This is a genomic window from Bernardetia aquimarina (assembly GCF_042180575.1).
Taxonomy (GTDB): Bacteria; Bacteroidota; Bacteroidia; order Cytophagales; family Bernardetiaceae; genus Bernardetia.
Genome location: NZ_CP170094.1, coordinates 3,184,101 through 3,204,761, shown reverse-complemented (window position 1 = coordinate 3,204,761; position 20,661 = coordinate 3,184,101). Strand labels below are relative to the sequence as shown.

Sequence of the window (20,661 nt, the reverse complement as noted above, 5' to 3'; positions counted from 1 at the left end):
ATCAATCTTTTATCAAAAAAACTTTCAATTTATCGCTCACTCTATAAGCGCAAAGAAATTGGCTAAAAAAACTATCAAAATCGGAACAAGAAACAGTCAGCTTGCTATGTGGCAGGCAGAGCATGTACAACGGTTGCTCGAATCACATGGCTTGGCTACTGAAATAATTGCTATCGAAACCAAAGGAGATAAAATTTTGCATAAAGCAATCTCCAAAATTGGTAGCAAGGGCGTTTTTACGGAAGAGCTTGAAGAAATGCTACACACAGGCAAAGTAGATTTGGCTGTCCATAGTGCAAAAGATATGGCTTCTACACTTCCTGATGGATTAGAATTGATAGCCTATACAGAGCGAGAAAAGGCGCATGATGTAGTCGTAAGTTATAATTCAGACTTTAAATTGGATGCTGCTGATAAATGGCTTGTAGGAACTTCTTCTACTCGTAGAATAGCCATGCTCAAATATTATTATCCCAATATTCGAACTACAAATATGCGTGGAAACCTTCAAACACGTATGAGAAAGCTAGAAGAAGGACAATGTGATGCGCTGCTTTTGGCTTATGCAGGTGTACACAGAATGGGTTTTGAAGACTATATTGTAGGACATTTGCCTTTAGATGAATTTACACCACAAGCAGGACAAGGCTCAATGACCATTGAAGTTTCTAGCAAAATAAGCCCTCAACTTAGAGAAACTATTCGTAAGGTTATAAATGATGAACAAACTGAGTATTGTTTGCTTGCCGAACGTGCCTACCTCAAACACTTAGATGGTGGTTGTAGTATTCCATCATTTGTTTTGGCAAAACTAGAGGGAGATATGCTTCAAATAGATGCAGGTTTGATTAGCCTTAGTGGCAAAAAAATCATTCGCAAATCAGGAAAAATACATAAAGACGAAGGACAAAAACTAGCCGTAGAACTTGCAAAAGAAGTTTTAGAAGCTGGTGGAGATAAAATTTTGGCAAGAATAAAAAATAAATAAAATACTTTAAAGTAATTTTTAATTCAATTATGGAACAGTTCATTGATTATCAAAAATTAGAAAAAAGAAAGAACCAACTCAATAAAAGTTGGAATGACGAAAATAAAGCCTTTCGTTATATTGTCTTTGAAGATTTTTTTACTCTAGAAGCTGCTGAAAAAATTATCCAAAATTACCCAAAAGTAAAACAAGTAGAGCCAAATGGTAATTTTGATGAAGACCCTAATTGGAAATATACTACGTATGTCAATCAGAATAATAAATTTGTGATGACTGAGTTTGATAATCAACCAATTATCAAACAAGTCTTTGAAGAATTAAATAGTGATAAGTTACTCAAAATAGTAGAACAAATTACAGGTATTGAAGACTTACAAGCTGACCCAAAACTTTTTGGTGGTGGACTTCATCAATCTACAAAAGGAGCTTTTCTTGATGTTCACGTTGATTTTAATTACCATCCAGAAACAAATTATCATCGTAGAATGAATATTATTATCTACATGAATAAAGATTGGAAAAAAGAATATGAAGGATATTTAGAACTTTGGGATATGGATAAAAAAGTTCAGATAGAAAATGTAGAACCTCGTTTTAATCGCTGTGTCGTTTTTGAAACCAATGAAATATCCTTTCATGGACATCCTCACTCACTCAATACCCCTGACGGACAAAGTAGAAAATCAATAGCTGCTTATTATTACACCAAAACTCGCCCTGAAAATGAAATTGCAAAAGACCATAATACCGTTTATGTAAATGTAGAAGGAATGAAAGGTAGTGTAAAAAATCTCAAAACAGGTGTAAGAGCATTTTTAGAGCGAATTAATAACAAGAAATAAATTAAATTTTAAAAATATTCTTTTTGTCGTTGGTAGGGACACCAACAATGGCTATTGATTGATTTTTGGCTAACTATGCTAGATTTTTAATTCTAAACTCTAACTTCTAAAATCTAAATTTGTATATGAAAAAACCTTTTAACCTTCAAAAATGGATAGATGATAATCGCCACCTTTTGAAACCTCCTGTCGGAAATCAACAAGTATATTTAGATAATGAAGATTATATTGTGATGGTTGTGGGAGGACCAAATAGCCGAAAAGATTATCATTATAATGAAAGTGAAGAGCTTTTTTATCAACTTGAGGGAAATATTGTTGTCAAGATTGTAGAAGATGGGAAGTTTGTTGATGTTCCTATTGGTGCTGGCGAAATGTTTTTATTACCTGCAAAAGTTCCTCATTCACCTCAACGTACAGAAGGTTCTATCGGTCTTGTTATTGAGCGTTATCGCAGAGAAGGAGAAGAAGATGGTTTTATGTGGTACTGCGAAAACTGTGGTAATAAACTCTATGAAGAACGTTTTGAGCTGACTGATATTGTAGCACAGTTACCCAAAGTAATGCAAACTTTCTATAATTCAGAAGAATTGCGAACGTGTGATAGTTGCCAAACAGTGATGCAGAAGCCTAAATAAAAAATAGGAATAATAGAAGCTAGTGATTGATTTATAACTCTAAATATTCTGCAAAATAAAAGCACATATAACACTCAAATAAAAAAACTCAAATAATTAGAAAATAATCTATGCAAATAGTATTTTTATAAAAAAAAATTGTATCTTTGAAGCGAAGGAACAACTTAGATCCTTCATTTATTAGTTTTTTTCGTTAATTAGTTTTATGAATCTTTACGTATCAAATTTGCCTTATTCTATCTCAGAGGAAGAATTAGAGGCTGTATTTTCAGAACTTGGTGTAGTTACATCAACAAAAATTATCACAGACCGTGAAACACGTCGTTCAAGAGGTTTTGGTTTCGTTGAAATGGAATCAGAAGAAGATGGCGAAGCAGCTATCGAAGAATTGAACGGTATCGAACTTAAAGGTCGTGAAATCCAAGTAAAAAAAGCCATTCCTAGAGAAAACAGAGGTGGTGGAAACTTTGGTGGTGGTCGTCGTGACTACTAAACAAAAACAATTGAGTTAGTTATCAATAGTTGTAGTTTCGTACTAGCCCTGTTTTTAATTGAATCAATATATGTTTAACTCAATGAGAAGTTATTGTTTATTATAAATTCTGCATTGACGACACAAAAAAGCAATTTTCATCAGAGAGTTGCTTTTTTTATGCTCTTTACTTTATAAAAATCAAAAAAACCTTTTCAGATTCATACTGAAAAGGTTTTTTTGATTCTAACTTTAGCAACAATTATGTTTTCTTAAAGCTGCAAAACTGATAACTTGACTAAGTCAATTATGATTCTATTTTATTCAAATTCTATCAAAACAGCTCCTTTTTCTACGTTTTGTCCTTTTTTGACAGGAATGCTTTTTATTTTCCCTTCACCTGTTGCTTTCAGAACATTTTCCATTTTCATGGCTTCCAAAATCATTAAAGGAGTTCCTTTTTCGATAGTTGCACCTTCTTCTATTAAAAACTCTAAAACAAGTCCTGGCATAGGAGCTTTTAAGTCGCTTACTTTTGCAGAAGCTGCATTTTCCATTCCTAAGCTCTCTAAAAGCAAATCCATTCTGTCTTTTGCTGTAAGAGTATGAATATTTCCATTGATACGAATTTCGAATTCTTTAGCTTCATAATCAGCTTTCAAAACTTCTACTCTGTATGAAATATTGTTTCTCAAAATATGAAATTCTCTTTCCGAAATACGCTGAATATCTGATTCTATTAAATTATCATTCAAAAAAAGGGATTCTGTTTTGGTAGAATTATTCTTTTCCTTTCTGACTTGATAAGTATTTGATTGTGTTGTGATTTGCATATTATTTCAATTATGAATTAAAAATTACGAATATGAAATTAAGAAATAACGATTTATTTTTAATAAAAAAGTAGCGTAATTCGTAATTTTTAATTAGCTACGCTGATTATTTCATAATTCGTAATTATATTTATTCCCCTTCTTTCTCCCAAACTTTAGGATTACTACTATATTTTATACCTCCCAAAGCATATAAAACAATTACTCTTGAATATCTAAAATAAACAGGAACAAAAAACATAAAACTTCCTATAATAGCTGCAAAAAAGACCCATAAAGCAGGGCGTTCATCTGTCAGCACATTAATAGCTACTATGAGTGTAATCATGTGTGCGACTGTAAACCCATAACTCACATACATAGCACTCCAAAAAAAGCCTAATATTCGTTCGTAACGAAGATTACAAACAGGACAGTTTGTATATGTTTTGGCAAAGTTGAAACTGAATGCAGAATTTTCAAAAATATCACCTTTTCTACATCTAGGACATTTACATTGCAGGATTCCTTGTAACTTTGAGTGTTCGTTTTCCATTGCGTTTGTTTTTTTGTTTGTTGCGATACCAAAAGAAAGCAACTGTTCCGATAAGGATATATGGCATGCAAAGTAAATACAAAATCCCTGAATTTAGGCGTGTACTTGCTTCACCTGCACCATTGTTGTAGTTGGTTTCAACAGTTGCTCTACACATAGCACATTGTGCTTCAGCATCTGTAATTCCGAAGGTAAAAGTAAATAATATCAAAACAGTAAATACAAAAATAAGTTTTGAAATATCAATTAAAAACATTTTTTTATTCTTTTTTTTCATAATTTACACCTATTTAATATTTTAACATAATTCATTTACCTCTACAACTTATTGATAAACACAAAGTTCGGTATTTTTTTAGATTTATTTTGTGATAGAAATCATATTATTTCTAAAATCCTCCATGTTCTCTTAATTCTTTTTCTGTATCTCTTATTTTTGAAATAACAAGAATAGAAATAGCAATATCAGCCATTTCTACTATGTTTGTAAAAGTCGCAAAATACACCGTAAACTCAACAAACTCAGAAGTTTGACCAGCAATAGAACTTAATATATTGCTAAACAACCAAAAAGCCCACCACCAGCCATAAATACCACTTCCTAAATAATGGGGTATATTATTTCCATCTGCTGTTAATCGCATTTTTTGCCATATCGTTTTCATTATTTCATAAGGATAAAACAAATTGATAAACGGCACAAAAAAACCACCCACAGCCCAACCATCTTTATAGGGCGTTTTATAACCAATGATTTGAATATTTTTATATGCTCTTCGAAACCACATTAAGAAGAGTACAAACCCTGTAAGACTAACAATCACATTGAGTAAAACTAACAAAACCTGTCCAATAACTACAGGATTTTCTTCCGAAAAAACACCTTGATTATCAATATTGAAAACAAAGTATAAATTCGTAAAAAAAATAGTTACTACCAATGCACCAGCACCATACAAACAATAGATAGCATAATTTGCTCTATCTATATTATTACGCATCATTTCTTGTTGGCTACCATCTTGAAAGGCATTATCATCAAGTATTTGATTTTCCATTTATTTTAAAGATTAGATTGGACTGAAATTAATTAATAATTGATTCTACAAATTCTTTAACTGACTTCCCACTTTCCAAATGACGAATAAAAGCCGAACCTATAATTGCGCCATTAGAATATGAAGTAGCTTGATTGAAAGATTTTTTATCCGAAATACCAAAACCAATTTGAGTTGGATTTTTGAATTGTAATGACTTTATTTTATTAAAATACTCACTTTGTTTTTCAGATAAATTTTCACTTTTAGCACTTGTATTTCCAGTTGTGCTATTGGAAGAAACCATATAGACAAAACCATTGCTTAGTTCATCTATTTTTTTGATGCGTTCTTCTGATGTTTGTGGAGTAATAAGGAAAATAGTGTGTAATCCATATTTTTCAAAAACTGATTTATATGTCAATTCATATTCAAATAATGGCAAATCTGGCAAAATAAGTCCATCAATTCCTATTTCACTACACTTTTTGCAGAAATTTTCTATTCCAAACTGCAAAACAGGATTCAAATAACCCATCAAAACAATAGGAGTTTCTTTTATATTTCCTTCTTCACTTCTAATTCCTTCCAGTTGTTCGAACATTTTTTTGATGCTCATTCCATTATCTAAAGCTATTTTATTGCTGTATTGGATAGTTTCTCCATCTGCTATTGGGTCAGAAAAAGGCATTCCAATTTCTATTAAATCTGTTCCTGCATCAGAAAGTTCTATCAAAATACGACGAGTATCTTCCAGTTTTGGAAAACCTGCCGTAAAATAAATTGTCAGAACTCCGTTTGATTTTTTTTGGAAGAGAGAATCTATACGGTTTTTTGTGGTTATTTCTATCATATCATTAATTCTAAAAAACCCTAAGGGTCTTCGAAGACCCTTAGGGTTTGGGTTTTATTTAAAAACAAATAATTTCAAAAATTAGAATGGTAAATCATCATCAGCCATAGAAGAAGAAGTATCTTCTGTTGGAGGTGGAATATCTCCAGCAAAAGGATTATCATTACTTCCATTTTGCTCTGTATCTTGATTCATGTCATTCATCATTGGGTCAGAATGTTCTATCGAACGAGCAGCCAAACTATTAAACCAACGAGGTTCGTCTTGAGGCGAACGCTGCCATTTTTTACCACGAATCCAGCTACTTACTTTTACTTTTTCGCCTTCTTTAAATTTGTCTAATCTATCACAATCATCTTGTGTAAATTGAAAAATGATTTCTTGTGGATAATTCCCTTCTTCTATATTGAGTACAAATTCTCTTAATTGAAAACGTTCTGATTTTACGCTTGTAGGAAATATTTTTATGAGTGTTCCTTCTGTTTCGAATGATGGCATTTTATATATATTTTATGTCATTGGTGGAGACACCAACAATGGCTATTAATTTTTATTTTTTGTTCTCAACGAGCTTTTTAAACTCATTGACAGCTTTACAAGTAACCGTCGTTGAGGCTCAAATGCAGCCGTCAACGAGGATTTGTGTTTAGAATTGTCTTAGAAAACGCATTTCGTTTTCAAAAAGCATTCTAATATCTGGAATATCGTAACGCAAAAGTGCAATTCTTTCAATTCCCATTCCAAAAGCAAAACCGTTATATTTTTTAGAATCAATATTTACATTTTCTAAAACATTGGGGTGAACCATTCCACAACCCAAAATTTCTAACCAACCTGTTCCTTTTGTTAATCTGTAATCAGATTCTGTTTTTGTTCCTAAATAAACATCAACTTCTGCACTCGGTTCTGTAAATGGAAAATACGACGGACGAACACGAATTTTGGCATGTTGTCCGAAAAATTCTTTTGCAAAATAAAGAAGTGTTTGCTTTAGTTGTGCAAAACTAACTCCTTCATTGACATACAATCCTTCAATCTGATGAAACATACAATGTGAACGAGAAGAAATCGTTTCATTACGAAAAACTCGTCCAACTGATAAAGTACGAATAGGTGGTTTTTGGTTCTTCATCACACGCACTTGTACAGGCGATGTATGTGTACGAAGCAAAATATCTGGATCTTTTTCAATGAAAAAAGTATCTTGCATTTCTCGTGCAGGATGATTTTCAGGGAAATTAAGTGCTGTAAAATTATACCAATCCAATTCTATTTCAGGTCCTTCTGAAAGATTGAAACCAATTCTTTCAAAAATCTGAATAATCTCATCACGAACTTGTGAAACGGGGTGCAAACTTCCCAAAGTTTCATAAGAAGCTGGCAAAGTAATATCTAAGTCAGTTCCAGCAGTTGCATCTTGAGCATCTTCAATTTCCTGTTTTTTAGTACGGAATTTTGATTCAGCAGCTTGTTTTAAGACATTTATTTGTTGTCCTAATATCCTTTTTTCTTCTTTAGGAACAGTCTTAAATTCATCAAAAAGAGTAGAGAGTTTACTGTTTCGACTAATAAAATCCAAACGAAAGGTTTCTAGTTGTTCTACACTTTGTATTTCAAAATTTTCTACTTCTGAAAGCAGTGAATTTACTTTTTCTTGTAACATAAATTTTTATCAATGAATGATTGATGAATAAAGACGATTTTCTATTGAAATGAAGCTGCAATTTCGTTAAAAAAGTGTTTTTGTGCAAATATAGCATTTAGAAAAAGAATAAAACCCCATTTAGATAAATTGAGACTGACTATCTTATTCTATTTTGTCGTTGGTGAAGACAATAGCAAACTTGGGTTCATTGTTATTTTTTGTAAAGATTTACAAAACTCTTAAAGTTTTGGCAGTTATGATAATGGTCTCAAAAGTTATTTTTAGAATTATAACTCAACATATACTTTTTCTCCTGACATATATTTAACGTAAAACAAAATAGCCTTAATTTGCTCATCATCAAAAAAATCATGATTTGGCATTGTTTGCTGATATTCTTCATATAGATTTTTAGCATATTCATTTTTTAGCATAGTTTGTTCAGGATACTTGACAAATTCTATGAGCTGCTCTTCACTTTTCCAACGATTTGTTACACCAGCAAGTGCAGGTCCTACAACTTTTTTATTTACAGAATGACATTGAGCGCAGTTTCCTTCAAAAAGTTCTTTTCCTAGTACTACTGTTTCTTCTTGTTGAGAGTTTAGAGAGTCTTTATTAACTTTAAGAGAATAAGGTTCGATAACAACACAATACCCCATAGGTTTGTCTTCAATCCACATTTTTCCATTCAACATCATTTTCATCAAAGAAGAAATAATTACAATTCCTGATGTCAGAATGAGAATATAAAGTGTCGTATTTTTATTCAAAATATCCATAATTAGTGTAAATAGTTAGTATAAATAATCTCTTTATGAATACGTTAAAAGAATAAACAACGTTATGATTTCCATCAACTATTCAACGCCTTTTTATAGGTTTCCAACACTCGTTCTCGTGCCATTTTGTGTTCTACAATAGGTTTTGGGTAACTTTTGGTATCGTATTCTTTTATCCAAGTTCGGATATATTTCTGATTTTTATCAAACTTTTTGAGTTGTAATTCAGGATTAAAAACACGAAAATAAGGTGCTGCATCTACGCCACTTCCTGCTGCCCATTGCCAACCTCCATTATTCGAAGAAAGCTCATAATCTAGTAGTTTTCTAGCAAAATAAGCCTCACCCCATCGCCAATCAATGAGCAAATGTTTGGTCAAAAAACTCGCCACTACCATTCTGACACGATTGTGCATAAAACCAGTTTCATTGAGTTGTCGCATTCCTGCATCTACCAAAGGATAACCTGTTTTGCCTTCACACCATTTTTCAAATTCTTCTTCATTATTTCTCCACGGAATTTTGTCGTATTTAGCACGAAAAGCGTTATCAACTACTTTAGGAAAATGGTATAAAATAGTCATATAAAACTCTCTCCATATCAGTTCATTAAAATACTTTTCGTTGGTTTCTTTGGCTACTCGTGCTAATTTTCTGATACTAATTGTTCCAAAACGTAAATGTGGACTTAATCGGCTTGTTCCATCTTTTGCAGGAAAATCTCTTGTTTCTTCGTAATTTTTTATTATATCTTTAGGGAAATCATCTGACGGAATATGAGGATTTTTGTTTTCTTCGAAGCCTACCTCTTCTAATGTTGGAAAATGGAACGATTTAGTTTTGAAAAAATTATTGAAATACTTTTCTGTTGGATAGCTTTTTAAATAATAAGGCTTCAAGGCATCTTTCCATTTTTTGCTATACGGCGTATAGACAACATAAGGTGTTCCATCATCTTTCAAAACCTCATCTTTTTCGAAGATAACTTGGTCTTTAAACGTCTTGAACTTGATACTCTTTTCTTGTAAAAACTCCTTTATATTTTCATCTCTTATTTTGGCGTAAGGTTCGTAATCATGGTTGGTATAAACTTCTTTTATCTCATATTTTTCTACTAATTTTTCATAAATTTCTATTGGTTTTCCAATTTTGACACAAAGTGAACTACCTATTTCCTTGTCTTCTAATTCGTCTTTTATTTTATTCAAATATCTATAAATCATTGTCAGACGAGCATCATCATTGTCTTCTAATTGTTCCAAAATCTCGGTATCATAAATAAAAAGAGGCAAGACTTCAAAATCTGAACGCAAGGCGTAATACAAACCTGCATTATCATCAAGTCGTAAATCTCTGCGAAACCAAAAAATAGCAAGTTGTTTTTTATCAGACATAAATCAAATAGAAGTTGAGTTTTTTATTTTTTTGAATGCTTTGCTAACTCCTTATTTATTTTGATTGTTTTGATTTTACTTTTTTTCTAGTTGAATGAGTGTATCTAAATATTCATGTCCTCTTTTCTCTGCAAAAAAATCCAAACTTAACATTAGAATTGCTTGAATTGCCAAACCTAGTCCTAAGCCTTTCAAAAGACTCATTGTAAAAGTTTGAGTAGAAAAAGCGAAATAAAGAATAATCCCTAAAATAGCTAATCCTATTTCTACATAACGATAAGTTACAAAGTTTTTCATGACAGTTTTCATACGTGGAATTTCTTCTGTTTTGATGCTAGAAGGCTCATTTTTGAGAATATTTTCTACTTTTATTATATCTTTTGGAGAACGCAAAAAAACAGTTGTACCAACAACAAGCTGAATCAGAGCCACAAAAATAAGAGAAATTGCCATTCCATAGAAAAAAGGCTTTTTCATCACAAAAATAAAATAAACTGAAATTGCCATAGCAATAACGCCTACGCCTATAAAAAACAAACTTTCAAAGCGTTCAGCTGTAAAATAATCTTGAACAAATGGTGTCATTTTTTTTGAATTTTAGAATAATGAAACTACAATTTTTTGATTTGAAGAGAAGGAATTTTTTGAAGTATTTTTGTTCCAAATGCTGTTACAGGAGTTTGAAAACCAACAGGAAAATCTTTTTTCTCTTGCATCGTCTTGACAATAAAGAGCAAGGCTTGAACCGTAAATAAATAGGCTTCTGAACCTATAATTTCCACTTTTGAAGTTTTGCCTTCTTCATTTTTTGCTTCTACATAAACGATAGTTTTTCCATTTTTGAGTTCTTTTTCTGATGAACCTTCAGGAAGGAAATTTATCAAATTATTCAAAATAAAATTACGTAGCCAAAGTAATTTTCCTTTCATCATACTCACAATCGGCGAAGGAAAAGTAGAGTACGTTTCAATATTTGGAATGTGAGTAGAAAGTCCTGCCGTAAATAAATCGGCTCTCCAAGGGTTATAAAAAGCTTTATAATTTTTGTTTTGAGAATTGAAAGTCATTTCTTTGAAAGCAGGTTTTGCCTTTTCTAATTTATTATTTATTCGGATTACACCTTCTTTATTGATGTCTTTCAAAACGGTTTTGAGTGTTCCTCTTGAAACTCCTCCAATGGTAGAATAGGCGATTTTGAGATGAGTAGCATTTGGTAAATTTTCTTTTGCAATATTAGCAGCTAAATCTGTCGGAACAACGCCAAAACCTGTTCCCGAAAGCAATAAAATACCTGCTTCTTGTGCTTGTTTTGTGTAACTATGTACAAGTTGAAATTCAGGAACTTCTCCTGCAATATCCAAATAATGCGTTTTGGTTTCTAAACAAGCCTCAATCAAAGGACGAGCCGTAGCTGAAAAAGGACCTGCCAAATTGATAAGAATATCTATATCTTTCAGATTTTCAATGAGAGCAGAAGGCGCATCCAACGAAAAAACACGACTTTCTAAACCTGTTTTTTGAGCAATTTCTGAAACATTTGTTCCTCTTCCTGCCAAAATTGGTTTTAATCCAACTTTTAGGGCTTCTTTAGCAAGTAATTTTCCCACATAACCAGATGCTCCATAAATAAGAACTTTAGTAGTTTTCATAGTGTACAATTTTATTTTTCTAAAAGTATTTTTAATGCTTGATTATGTTCTAAGAAAGCATTTTCCATTTTTTGAAGGAGCTTTTTAGGAATAAAAAAAGAAAATAATCCTGTGAAATACTCGCCATGTAAAAGCTCTGTTGTTTGGTTATCTACTTTTCGCAATTTGTAATAATGCTTTCCTGCCATTAAAAAACTAGCTCCCTGCACTCCTTTCCAAGTCAGTTGATTATAAGGAACAAAAGCAATTATTTTTGGAGAATAGGTGTTTCTTAAAGGAAGAATATGTGTTTGTATGGTTTCTCCTTCTTCCAATTTTCCTTCTAGTTTTCCCACTAAAGGATTCCAATTTGGATAACTTTCGGTATCTACTAAAGCAGCCCAAACGTTTTCTAAAGTAGAATTAATTGTGATTTTGGTGTGATATTGTTTCATTAAAAAAATAAGTTCTTTTTTAAAGGATAAAGTCAAACGAAAAAATAGTTTTGAAAAAATAAAATAGGTGTATTATTTCACACGATACCAATATTGTGTTCGTCCCATTAAAGAAAAACCAATATAGCCACGTACTTTGAGTTTGTCATTTGATTCTAATTCTACTTGACAGCTATAGGTTTTGCCATTGTTTGGGTCTAATATTTCTCCATCTTCCCATTCTGTATCTGATTCTTTTTCTAAGTCCCACAAGATTTCCATTCCCATAATTTTCTGATTTTTGCGTTTGCCATTACATTCAGTACAAAGTGTATTTTCATCTCTGCCTTCTTGTAATACTTCTACTATTTTGCCGTGGACTTTTCCATTTACTTCATAGATTTCGATAACTGAACTTACTTTGTTGGTTTCGTCATCAATAGTTTTCCATTTTCCCAAAATAGTTTGGTTTGGATTACTAGAAGTGAAGCCAAATGTAATTAGAGAAAGAATAATAAAAAGCGATATTTTTGATATGAAATTCATTTTGATATGTATTTTAAATTGAATAATAGAAACTAATTGAATTACAGACATATTATAACTAATAAGATATATTCGTAATTGATAGACTAAATTTTATAAGAAGACTTTACCAACGAATAAAAAGCTGTTTCGGGTAATAATCTTTTTGCAGGTAAAAGTACGTTGGCAGGATAAGCGATTGGATAACGCATTTTGCTTGAATTGCTATTGGCAGCCTTAAAAATCGTTTTGGCTACTTCTATTGATTTTGCTCCTTTTGCTCCTGTTTCCATAGCTACTTTTTCACATTTTTCTACAAAATTATCGTAAGCATCTGTATAATCTGGCGTACTGAAAGCACGACTACGACCATAAAAATCTGTCTTGATTGCACCTGGTTCGATGATTTTGAGTTGAATATTAAATTGAGCAATTTCATATTGAAGTGATTCTGTAAAACCTTCAACAGCCCATTTTGTAGCGTGATAAATGCTATATAACGGAAAAGCAACACGTCCACCCACACTAGCAATCTGAATAATTTTGCCTCCATTTTGCTCACGCATAAGTTTGACAGCCTCACGAGTAACACGCATTAGACCAAAAACATTAGTATTAAACTGACTTTCAATAAACTCATCACTCATCGATTCAAAAACTCCGTCTGCTCCAAAACCTGCATTATTTACAACAACATCTATTTTACCAAAATCTTTTTTTGCAGCAGCTAAAGCCGTTTGGATAGTTTCATTTTTAGTTACATCCAATTCATAGAGTTTTATAGAAGGATTTTTTTGTAATTCTGTTTCTTTGGAAGGAGTACGCATTGTTGCTGCTACATTCCAGCCTTTTTCTGCAAAATAAAAAGCTGCTTCTCTTCCGATTCCTGTTGATGCACCTGTAATTAAAATGGTCTTTTTCATAATTTTGAGAGGTTTGAGGTTTTAAAATGAATAAATATTCACTTTTTGAATAAAAAATAAAGGTTAAGTTATCGTCGGTGGGGACACCGACAATGGCAAAATAAGTAATTGTAAAATTAATTTTTGATAGCGTCCCACGACATTTTAAACATCACTTCTACATGCTTTGGTGGAAGCTGACTATTTGTTTCTTGCTGTAAGTTTACGAGTGCTGTAATTACTCCAATAAGCTGACAAACAAGTAGTTCTAAAGGCAAGTCTTTGATAAGTTCTTCTGCTTTTCCTCTTTCCAAAAGATGATAAACAGGCGAAAGAAGTTCTTCTGCATGCGCTCTATATTCTTCTTTTATGAAAGGCGAACGGTAATATTGGTCTGTGAAAATGGCATATTCAGGATTTTTGGTATTTACTTCCATTACTCTAAACCAAAGTTTGCGAAAGTTTGCCATAAAACTGTCATTTTCTTTGTAATCCAAAAAATATTGCTTCGTTTGTTCTTTTTTTATATGAAGATACAGCGCACTGATTAGTTCTTCTTTGTCTTTAAAATAAATATATAAAGTTCCTGTTGCTAGTTTTGCTTCTTTAGCTACTTTACTCATTTTCAATCCAGTAAAGCCATTTTCTAAAACTAACTTTAGAGTTGCTTCATAAATTGCGAGTACTTTATTTTCATCTTTTGCTCTTGCCATAATGGTAATTACTTCTTAATTTGTTTGATGACACAAAGGTAAGTGAATAAATATTCACTTACAAATTTTAGATGAATATTTTTTCATTTATTTTTTTAGTCTTCCTTTTCAAAAAATAAAATCGCTACTAAATTTGTAAAAAGGTTTATTAAAATGTTACTCTGATGGAAAAAAATAATATTTTTTTGATACTAGGATTCTTTTTTATTTAGTGATAGATTAATTTTATATCTAATTTGAACTTTGACTTTCTTATTGAAGAGAAATTGCTTATTTTACTCTTGTTTAAGCACTTACAAAAAAATATTTACTACCAATCTTCCCAAAAAAATGAAAGAAAAATTTACTTTTCTACCCTTTTGTACCCTCCTACTTTTTTTTATTGGTCTATTTCAAAGTCATTTACTTTTTGCTCAAATAGATGACGAAGGACGTTATAAATTTGCTCTTGACGAACTAGAAAGCAAGAAGGAAACCGAAATACAGGTAGTTACAGCTACCAAGCGTAGCCAAAGTATTCGTAAAGCTCCAGCAACTATTATGGTTATTACAGCCGAACAAATACGAGAACGAGGTTATGAATCTTTAGATGATATTTTTAAAGATTTACCTGGTTTTGATCTCACTCGTGTCCATGGTTATTTTCCTCATATTTGGGCACAACGTGGTCTTTTTGGCGATGAAAACAAACGTACTTTACTTATGATAGATGGAATTGTTGAAAATAATATATTAGGAGGAAATGTTTTGGGAGGAGCTCAGTATAGTCTTCATGCTATCGAACGTATAGAAATTATTTGGGGGAGTGGTTCGGCATTATATGGTGCTAGTGCCTTTAATGGTATCATAAACTTAATCACAAAAAAAGGTAAAGAGATAGAAGGCTTGGAGTATCAAGGAGGATATGGAGCATTTCAAACACGATTCAATAAAGTTGTGATGGGTTTTAAAAAAGATGAGCTTGATGTGATGTTATCAGCTTCTTTAGTTAACTCTGAAGGTCCTATTTTTAAAGAGCGTCACCCAGAATACAATGTTAGCTTTGTGGATAATGCTTATTCTGTAATTGGTCGTATTAATTGGAAAGGATTAAAATTTGGTTTTAGTAGATTTGATAGACCAATGGGACAAGGTCAGTTTTCTAATCCACCAACAGAGTATTATGAGCTTCCCTTGTATGGTTATCAAAACAGCGAAGGCACATCTGCAAGTGGTGGTTCTGCACCTATTAATGTAGCAGGCGAAAGGGGAGGGCTTTGGCGTTCAGTGACCAATACACTTTCATTAAGTTATCAAAAAGATATTTCAGAAGACGCTTTTATTTTAGCAAAAAGCTATTACCGTCAAACAGGAATTGCTGAAAATAGCTATGATTATTATTTTTCATTAGCTGATTCAGCTTATGAGCGAGTACCTTATGGACATGATTCTTTTTTGGCAGGAACTGAAGTTCAGTTAGATTATAGTTTAAATGAAACTCAAAAATTAACATTTGGTGTTGTTTATGAATATAGTGATGTTGAAAAAGGCTATCGGGGACGTGAAAAAGTAAATCGTTTTTATAACTCTTATAATAGTTTTTATACCACTATTTTGAAGGATAAAAGCTCAAGAGAAAATACTATTTATAAAAATTTTGCAGCTTATGGGCAATATATTATTCATTTGCCGATATTCAATGTTACTGACCTTATAGTTGGAGTTCGTTATGACCAAAATAGTCTTTATGGAAGAACTATTAATCCACGATTGGCACTTGTTATGAATCCAAATGAATTACTGACAATTAAATTAATGGCTGGAAGTGCATATCGTCCACCAAATAACTTTGAACTTTTTACTAAAACGTCTCTAAGAATTGAAAATCCAGACCTTATACCTGAAAAAGTACGTTCATTTGAAGCAAATGTCATACTTAGTCCTACTAAAAACTTTTCGATAGAAACCAACGCATTTTATAATTCATATTCTGATATTATTGTTTCAAATGTAGAAATAGGGGATATTGATGGTGATGGAAACTCAAATTTTCAAAACCGAAATCAAGGAACAGCACAAGTAATAGGTTTAGAGTTAAAGACACAATACAGTATTCACCCAAGTATTTCTGTATTTGGAAACCTAACTTTACAAAATCCCAAACAAAAAAATGGAGATGAAACACCAACTGTTCCTAATATTGCCAAAATAAAAGGAAATATGGGTTTTCAAGCTAATTTTGATGATATGCTAAGTTGGTACTTTGTAGGAAATGGAGTAGGAGTACGTAGTACTGCTGATTCAAATCCGTTGCGTTCTGTCCCTAGTTATTTTATTTTTAATACAGCATTTTCTACAAAGAAATTTATTAACGATAAAATAAGTTTTGTTCTTTCAGTGAATAACCTTTTTAATACTTCTTACTTTGATGCAGGCATGAGAGGTGCAACAGGTCGTTATTATGGAACAATGCACAGACAAGTAGGAAGGAATGGGTCATTCAAGATTATTGTCAGAATTTGATAGCAAAAATATAGACTTGAATTATATTTAATCTAAACTCAACATTTGCACAAATACGAATTATTACTTCAAGAGAGATAAATTAAATCGCTGAATTTCAATGAATTAAATTCGTATTTTTTTTAGTCAACTGCCTTTCAGAGCTTTATTAGGTATACAGATTTATTTGTAAATGAAAAATAAATTATGTTGGTAGTTTGAAACATTAAGTTGAAAGTTTCGATAAATTTTATCGAAAACATTAATTTTCAAGGAATTATGTAGAATCTTATCATGTTTTTGGTTTAATCATTGTAACTGTGAAAATTATTTAACATATTGAAGTACTATTACTATCAATCATATCATAATCAGCTTTTTAAATTTTAATGTAACATTTACTTCCCCTGTTATTTTATCTTATATGAATAGTATTCTAATAAATCATAAAGAAAGTCATTTGAATTACTCAAAAATAGTTGCGATACTTTTTGAGATACTTTTTTTTATGATTTTTATTTTGTTTTCTAATGTAGCACAAGCTCAATCTATGGAGCAATTAGAAGCACAATTTCAAAAGGCAAGTTCGGATAGTATAAAAGCACATTTGAAAAATCAAATGGCAGATATTGATATTGAGAAAAAAAATTATGAGCAGGGTCTTTTGCATGCTCAACAGGCCTTTAGTTTAGGACTTCAAGCTAATACTCAAACTGAACTAACCAGTAGTATTCTGCACTTTGCTCATATTTATAGGGGTAAAAATCAGTTTACTAGCAGTTTACGTTGGTATTTACAGGCTCTCAAAAATATAGAAAAAACAGGAAATAGAAAGTTATTAGCAGAAACTTACCAAGAAGTAGGAGAGTTTTATCAAGAACAAGAAGTCGCAGGAAAATCATTAGAGTATCTCACTAAATCGAATGAAATTTATGAAGAATTGGGAGAAACTGTACACCCCAAACTTCTTTCAAATATTGCTTCTGCACACCTTGAGCTAAAAAACTATGACCAGTCTTTAGCTTATTATACAGCCGTTTTGGAAATTTATAATTCTCAAAACGATACAGAGGGAAAAATAGAAACTCTTCGTAATCTGACTGACCTTTACAAAATAAAAGGAGATTATCAGAAGGCATTAGAGTATAATCAGCAAGTTTTGACTATTCATAAATCTAAAAAAGATAATAATGGAACAGCAGTAGCACTCAATAATATAGGTTTTTTGAATAAATTTTTGGGTGACTACGACAAATCATTAGAGAATTTCAAACAGTCTTTAACTTTCAATCCTGCTGACAAACCCAATACAACAACACTTACAAATATTGGTGTAATTTATCAGATAAAAGGAGATTATATCAATTCCTTAAATTATTTTACACAAGCATTAGAATCTGCTAAGAAAAATGGGAATGCTGATGAAGTAGCACAGGCTTATAATTATTTAGCAGCTATTTATCTCTTGCGTAGAGATTTTCAAAACGCTCGTGCTTATACAGCAGAAGCTATAAAATTAGCTAAAGCAAACAAAAATGCAGAAGTTTTGACGACAAGTTACCGTACTATGTCTGAGATTTATCAGCGTCAGAATGATTATAGAAATGCCTATTCTTATTATGGACAATATGCTGCAGTTCGTGATTCACTTTCTCAAAACGAAAAACAAGAATTACAAAAATCGCTACAACGACAAATTGCTTTTGAGAAAAATGAAAAAGAACTCAAACTTCTTTTGGTAGATGAAGAGATTCAAGACCTTGCCTCTAAGAAAAAACAATTAGAAACGGATAAAAAATTACAAACACTAGAACTAGAATTACAAGACAAAACAATTCAAGAAGCTAATCTAAAAAATATAAAACTAGAGAGACAAAAAACTCAACAAGCTCTTTTGCTTACCCAACAACAGCTTGAAAGTGAGAAAAAAGAACAAGCCATAAAAGACCTAGAAAGAGAACAAGAACTAAAAGACCTTGCCCTAAAACAAGAGATTTTAGAAAAGGAAAAACAAAAAGAAGCTATCAAGAATCTAGAACTGGAGAACAAACTTAAAGCTGAAAAAATTGAAACTGAAAAATTAGCTCGTAAAGAAGACGAATTATTACGTTATATTCTGTATGGTGCGATTGCTTTGGCTTTACTTATTGGTTTGATTATTCTTTTTGCATTCTTCCAAAAACAAAAAGCAAACAAACTCTTATCTGAACAGAATATTAGAATTACGAAACAGAAAGACCAAATTAGTACACAAAATCTAGCTTTAGAAGAACAGAAACAAGAAATTTTGGTTCAAAATGAAGAGCTAGAACAACAACAAGAAGAAATTTTGAGTCAGAGAGATTATATTGAAAAGAAAAACTCTGAACTTGAAGAACAAGCAGTTGTATTAGTTCAAAAAAATCAAGAAGTAGAAGAATCTTATCAAAATCTAAATACTCTTTCTGATATTGGTAGAGAAATTACGGCATCACTTCATGTAGAAGATATTTCTCAAACTCTTTATGAAAAAGTAAATCAGCTTATGCCAGCCGAAGCCTTCGGTATTGGTATTTATGAGCCTGCTGAAAAACGTATAAAATTTAAAGGATTTATAGAAAAAGGAGACGTTTTGCCAGACCACTCTGATTATGTAAATAATAAAAATCATTTTTCAGTACAATGCCTTGGCAAACAGGAAATCATTTTAATTAATGATATAGAAAAAGAACATCCAGAAAAATATGAAGCTGCAAAAAATATCGTAGGAGGACTTCCAAAATCATTGATTTATCTTCCTTTATCGGTAGAAAATCGTCCTATTGGAGTGATTACGGTTCAGAGCTTTGAGAAAAATGCCTATGATGAGAAAAAGGTAGCACTTCTAAGTTCGCTTGCTTCTTATACTGCCATTGCTATTGATAATGCAAAGGCGTATGATACTATTCAAAATAAAAACAGAAATATTACAGATTCTATTCGTTATGCTCAAACGATTCAACAGGCTGTTTTGCCTAGCCATGAAAGAATGAGTCAATATTTGCCTGACTATTTTGTTCTTTTCCGTCCAAAAGATATTGTTTCAGGAGATTTTTACTGGTTTTCGCATATTGATAACTATACATTTGTAGCTGCTGTTGATTGTACTGGACACGGAGTACCAGGAGCATTTATGTCTATGATAGGGCATTCCATTCTAAATGAAATAGTGAATGAGAAAAAAATATTTGACCCAAGTGAAATTTTAGAACGATTAAATACACAAGTACGAAAAGCTCTAAAACAAGAACGCCAACTCAAAGGTGAAAATGATAGAGCAAATGATGATGGAATGGATGTAGCTTTTTGTAGATTGGAATATAAATCAACACATACAGAAGTAGCTTTTTCTGGTGCAAAACGACCATTTATTTATACAATGCCAAATACTTCGAATGAAAAAGAAGCATTTTATTTACGTGGAGATAATAAAACCATTGGAGGAGTAAGAAATAAATTAGATAAGAGTTTTCATACTCAGTTTATAGACCTACCAAAAGGAGCAATGATTTACCTTACTACAGATGGTTATGCAGATCAAAATGATGCTAAACAAGAAAAGTTTGGTACACCAAGACTGCTCAGATTTTTACAAGAAATAGCAGAACTTAAACCATACGAACAAAAAGCTAAAATGGAGCAGACTTTGGATTTGCACCAACGAGGAGAAGAACAGCGTGATGATGTAAGCATGATAGGAATTAGAGTATAGAATAAATACTAAAATACTAAATAGTTAAACCCTAAGTGTACGTGAACTCGGTATTAGAATTTATGTATTTATCGGTCTATGTTTCTTTATTAGCTGATTAGTGAACTATCTTGTCAGCACACCTTCAAGGTGTCAGACAATTTAGCCCAACATAGCTGTCTAACACTCTGAAGTGTCTGACAGGGACATAAAAGCAAGAATATAGTACCAAGTTTACGTTAAGTGTCTT

21 protein-coding genes are annotated in these 20,661 nt (G+C 31.8%); 6 read left to right on the top strand and 15 right to left on the bottom strand.

Annotation, left to right across the window (positions count from 1 at the left end; all coding sequences use genetic code 11):
* Positions 1-58 precede the first annotated feature (58 nt).
* The 4 genes from hemC to ACE193_RS13640 all read left to right on the top strand — a co-directional run bounded on the left by hemC (position 59) and on the right by ACE193_RS13640 (position 2,961).
* Positions 59-988 carry a hydroxymethylbilane synthase gene (gene hemC / locus ACE193_RS13655; protein ID WP_375558783.1) on the top strand — a complete coding sequence of 310 codons (930 nt, stop codon included), beginning with the start codon at positions 59-61 and terminating at the stop codon, positions 986-988.
* Between the two features lie 29 nt (positions 989-1,017).
* Positions 1,018-1,830 carry a 2OG-Fe(II) oxygenase gene (locus ACE193_RS13650; RefSeq protein ID WP_375558782.1) on the top strand — a complete coding sequence of 271 codons (813 nt, stop codon included), beginning with the start codon at positions 1,018-1,020 and terminating at the stop codon, positions 1,828-1,830.
* Between the two features lie 125 nt (positions 1,831-1,955).
* Positions 1,956-2,468, top strand: a complete 513-nt coding sequence (locus tag ACE193_RS13645; protein ID WP_375558781.1) for a 3-hydroxyanthranilate 3,4-dioxygenase — start codon at positions 1,956-1,958, stop codon at positions 2,466-2,468.
* Between the two features lie 205 nt (positions 2,469-2,673).
* Positions 2,674-2,961, top strand: coding sequence for an RNA recognition motif domain-containing protein (locus ACE193_RS13640; RefSeq protein WP_375558780.1), 288 nt, complete (start codon positions 2,674-2,676; stop codon positions 2,959-2,961).
* 299 nt (positions 2,962-3,260) lie between these two features.
* On the opposite strand, the gene ACE193_RS13635 is transcribed toward ACE193_RS13640, so the two are convergent.
* From ACE193_RS13635 to ACE193_RS13565, 15 genes are all read right to left on the bottom strand, one after another.
* Positions 3,261-3,773 carry an acetyl-CoA carboxylase biotin carboxyl carrier protein subunit gene (locus tag ACE193_RS13635; RefSeq protein WP_375558779.1) on the bottom strand — a complete coding sequence of 171 codons (513 nt, stop codon included), beginning with the start codon at positions 3,771-3,773 and terminating at the stop codon, positions 3,261-3,263.
* 130 nt (positions 3,774-3,903) lie between these two features.
* Entirely contained in the window at positions 3,904-4,308 is a 405-nt protein-coding gene (locus tag ACE193_RS13630) for a DUF983 domain-containing protein (RefSeq protein ID WP_375558778.1), read from the bottom strand.
* Positions 4,265-4,585 (bottom strand): hypothetical protein, encoded by a 321-nt coding sequence (locus ACE193_RS13625; RefSeq protein WP_375558777.1) that lies wholly within the window; start codon positions 4,583-4,585, stop codon positions 4,265-4,267. The genes ACE193_RS13630 and ACE193_RS13625 overlap by 44 nt, the downstream gene beginning before the upstream one ends.
* A 112-nt stretch (positions 4,586-4,697) precedes the next feature.
* Complete coding sequence (locus ACE193_RS13620; protein WP_375558776.1) at positions 4,698-5,366, bottom strand: DUF4328 domain-containing protein; 669 nt, start codon at positions 5,364-5,366, stop codon at positions 4,698-4,700.
* Between the two features lie 28 nt (positions 5,367-5,394).
* Entirely contained in the window at positions 5,395-6,198 is an 804-nt protein-coding gene (gene trpA / locus ACE193_RS13615) for a tryptophan synthase subunit alpha (RefSeq protein WP_375558775.1), read from the bottom strand.
* A gap of 81 nt (positions 6,199-6,279) precedes the next feature.
* A complete protein-coding gene (locus ACE193_RS13610; RefSeq protein WP_375558774.1) occupies positions 6,280-6,696 on the bottom strand; it encodes a DUF3127 domain-containing protein in 417 nt (138 codons plus the stop codon).
* Positions 6,697-6,844: 148 nt separating this feature from the next.
* Positions 6,845-7,861 carry a phenylalanine--tRNA ligase subunit alpha gene (pheS, locus tag ACE193_RS13605; protein ID WP_375558773.1) on the bottom strand — a complete coding sequence of 339 codons (1,017 nt, stop codon included), beginning with the start codon at positions 7,859-7,861 and terminating at the stop codon, positions 6,845-6,847.
* 269 nt (positions 7,862-8,130) lie between these two features.
* Positions 8,131-8,625 (bottom strand): c-type cytochrome, encoded by a 495-nt coding sequence (locus ACE193_RS13600; protein WP_375558772.1) that lies wholly within the window; start codon positions 8,623-8,625, stop codon positions 8,131-8,133.
* A gap of 74 nt (positions 8,626-8,699) precedes the next feature.
* Positions 8,700-10,019, bottom strand: a complete 1,320-nt coding sequence (locus tag ACE193_RS13595) for a cryptochrome/photolyase family protein (protein ID WP_375558771.1) — start codon at positions 10,017-10,019, stop codon at positions 8,700-8,702.
* A gap of 75 nt (positions 10,020-10,094) precedes the next feature.
* Complete coding sequence (locus tag ACE193_RS13590) at positions 10,095-10,604, bottom strand: hypothetical protein (RefSeq protein WP_375558770.1); 510 nt, start codon at positions 10,602-10,604, stop codon at positions 10,095-10,097.
* A 26-nt stretch (positions 10,605-10,630) separates the two neighbouring features.
* Positions 10,631-11,668, bottom strand: a complete 1,038-nt coding sequence (locus ACE193_RS13585; protein ID WP_375558769.1) for a saccharopine dehydrogenase family protein — start codon at positions 11,666-11,668, stop codon at positions 10,631-10,633.
* Positions 11,669-11,679: 11 nt separating this feature from the next.
* On the bottom strand, positions 11,680-12,102 hold the full coding sequence (locus ACE193_RS13580) for an SRPBCC family protein (RefSeq protein ID WP_375558768.1): 423 nt from the start codon (positions 12,100-12,102) through the stop codon (positions 11,680-11,682).
* Between the two features lie 72 nt (positions 12,103-12,174).
* The gene (locus ACE193_RS13575; protein ID WP_375558767.1) at positions 12,175-12,627 is read right to left on the bottom strand and encodes a DUF2147 domain-containing protein; all 453 of its coding nucleotides are present in this window, start codon (positions 12,625-12,627) and stop codon (positions 12,175-12,177) included.
* Between the two features lie 86 nt (positions 12,628-12,713).
* The gene (locus ACE193_RS13570; RefSeq protein WP_375558766.1) at positions 12,714-13,529 is read right to left on the bottom strand and encodes an SDR family oxidoreductase; all 816 of its coding nucleotides are present in this window, start codon (positions 13,527-13,529) and stop codon (positions 12,714-12,716) included.
* Positions 13,530-13,645: 116 nt separating this feature from the next.
* Positions 13,646-14,221 carry a TetR/AcrR family transcriptional regulator gene (locus tag ACE193_RS13565; RefSeq protein ID WP_375558765.1) on the bottom strand — a complete coding sequence of 192 codons (576 nt, stop codon included), beginning with the start codon at positions 14,219-14,221 and terminating at the stop codon, positions 13,646-13,648.
* A 330-nt stretch (positions 14,222-14,551) separates the two neighbouring features.
* On the opposite strand from ACE193_RS13565, the gene ACE193_RS13560 reads away from it, so the two are divergent.
* Together ACE193_RS13560 and ACE193_RS13555 are read left to right on the top strand one after the other, a co-directional pair.
* Positions 14,552-16,723 carry a TonB-dependent receptor plug domain-containing protein gene (locus ACE193_RS13560; protein WP_375558764.1) on the top strand — a complete coding sequence of 724 codons (2,172 nt, stop codon included), beginning with the start codon at positions 14,552-14,554 and terminating at the stop codon, positions 16,721-16,723.
* A gap of 403 nt (positions 16,724-17,126) precedes the next feature.
* Positions 17,127-20,432: a tetratricopeptide repeat protein gene (locus tag ACE193_RS13555; RefSeq protein WP_375558763.1), complete on the top strand. Its 3,306-nt coding sequence runs from the start codon at positions 17,127-17,129 to the stop codon at positions 20,430-20,432.
* Positions 20,433-20,661: the final 229 nt, after the last annotated feature.

Bases quoted from the DNA above. Each gene is read 5' to 3' on its own strand.
- ACE193_RS13640 (WP_375558780.1), top strand. From the start codon at position 2,674: ATGAATCTTTACGTATCAAATTTGCCTTATTCTATCTCAGAGGAAGAA.
- ACE193_RS13625 (WP_375558777.1), bottom strand. From the start codon at position 4,585: ATGAAAAAAAAGAATAAAAAAATGTTTTTAATTGATATTTCAAAACTT.
- ACE193_RS13600 (WP_375558772.1), bottom strand. From the start codon at position 8,625: ATGGATATTTTGAATAAAAATACGACACTTTATATTCTCATTCTGACA.
- ACE193_RS13595 (WP_375558771.1), bottom strand. From the start codon at position 10,019: ATGTCTGATAAAAAACAACTTGCTATTTTTTGGTTTCGCAGAGATTTA.
- ACE193_RS13585 (WP_375558769.1), bottom strand. From the start codon at position 11,668: ATGAAAACTACTAAAGTTCTTATTTATGGAGCATCTGGTTATGTGGGA.
- ACE193_RS13650 (WP_375558782.1), top strand. From the start codon at position 1,018: ATGGAACAGTTCATTGATTATCAAAAATTAGAAAAAAGAAAGAACCAA.
- ACE193_RS13570 (WP_375558766.1), bottom strand. From the start codon at position 13,529: ATGAAAAAGACCATTTTAATTACAGGTGCATCAACAGGAATCGGAAGA.
- ACE193_RS13590 (WP_375558770.1), bottom strand. From the start codon at position 10,604: ATGACACCATTTGTTCAAGATTATTTTACAGCTGAACGCTTTGAAAGT.
- ACE193_RS13560 (WP_375558764.1), top strand. From the start codon at position 14,552: ATGAAAGAAAAATTTACTTTTCTACCCTTTTGTACCCTCCTACTTTTT.
- ACE193_RS13630 (WP_375558778.1), bottom strand. From the start codon at position 4,308: ATGGAAAACGAACACTCAAAGTTACAAGGAATCCTGCAATGTAAATGT.
- ACE193_RS13610 (WP_375558774.1), bottom strand. From the start codon at position 6,696: ATGCCATCATTCGAAACAGAAGGAACACTCATAAAAATATTTCCTACA.
- ACE193_RS13580 (WP_375558768.1), bottom strand. From the start codon at position 12,102: ATGAAACAATATCACACCAAAATCACAATTAATTCTACTTTAGAAAAC.
- ACE193_RS13620 (WP_375558776.1), bottom strand. From the start codon at position 5,366: ATGGAAAATCAAATACTTGATGATAATGCCTTTCAAGATGGTAGCCAA.
- ACE193_RS13645 (WP_375558781.1), top strand. From the start codon at position 1,956: ATGAAAAAACCTTTTAACCTTCAAAAATGGATAGATGATAATCGCCAC.
- ACE193_RS13555 (WP_375558763.1), top strand. From the start codon at position 17,127: ATGAATAGTATTCTAATAAATCATAAAGAAAGTCATTTGAATTACTCA.
- trpA (WP_375558775.1), bottom strand. From the start codon at position 6,198: ATGATAGAAATAACCACAAAAAACCGTATAGATTCTCTCTTCCAAAAA.
- pheS (WP_375558773.1), bottom strand. From the start codon at position 7,861: ATGTTACAAGAAAAAGTAAATTCACTGCTTTCAGAAGTAGAAAATTTT.
- ACE193_RS13575 (WP_375558767.1), bottom strand. From the start codon at position 12,627: ATGAATTTCATATCAAAAATATCGCTTTTTATTATTCTTTCTCTAATT.
- ACE193_RS13635 (WP_375558779.1), bottom strand. From the start codon at position 3,773: ATGCAAATCACAACACAATCAAATACTTATCAAGTCAGAAAGGAAAAG.
- ACE193_RS13565 (WP_375558765.1), bottom strand. From the start codon at position 14,221: ATGGCAAGAGCAAAAGATGAAAATAAAGTACTCGCAATTTATGAAGCA.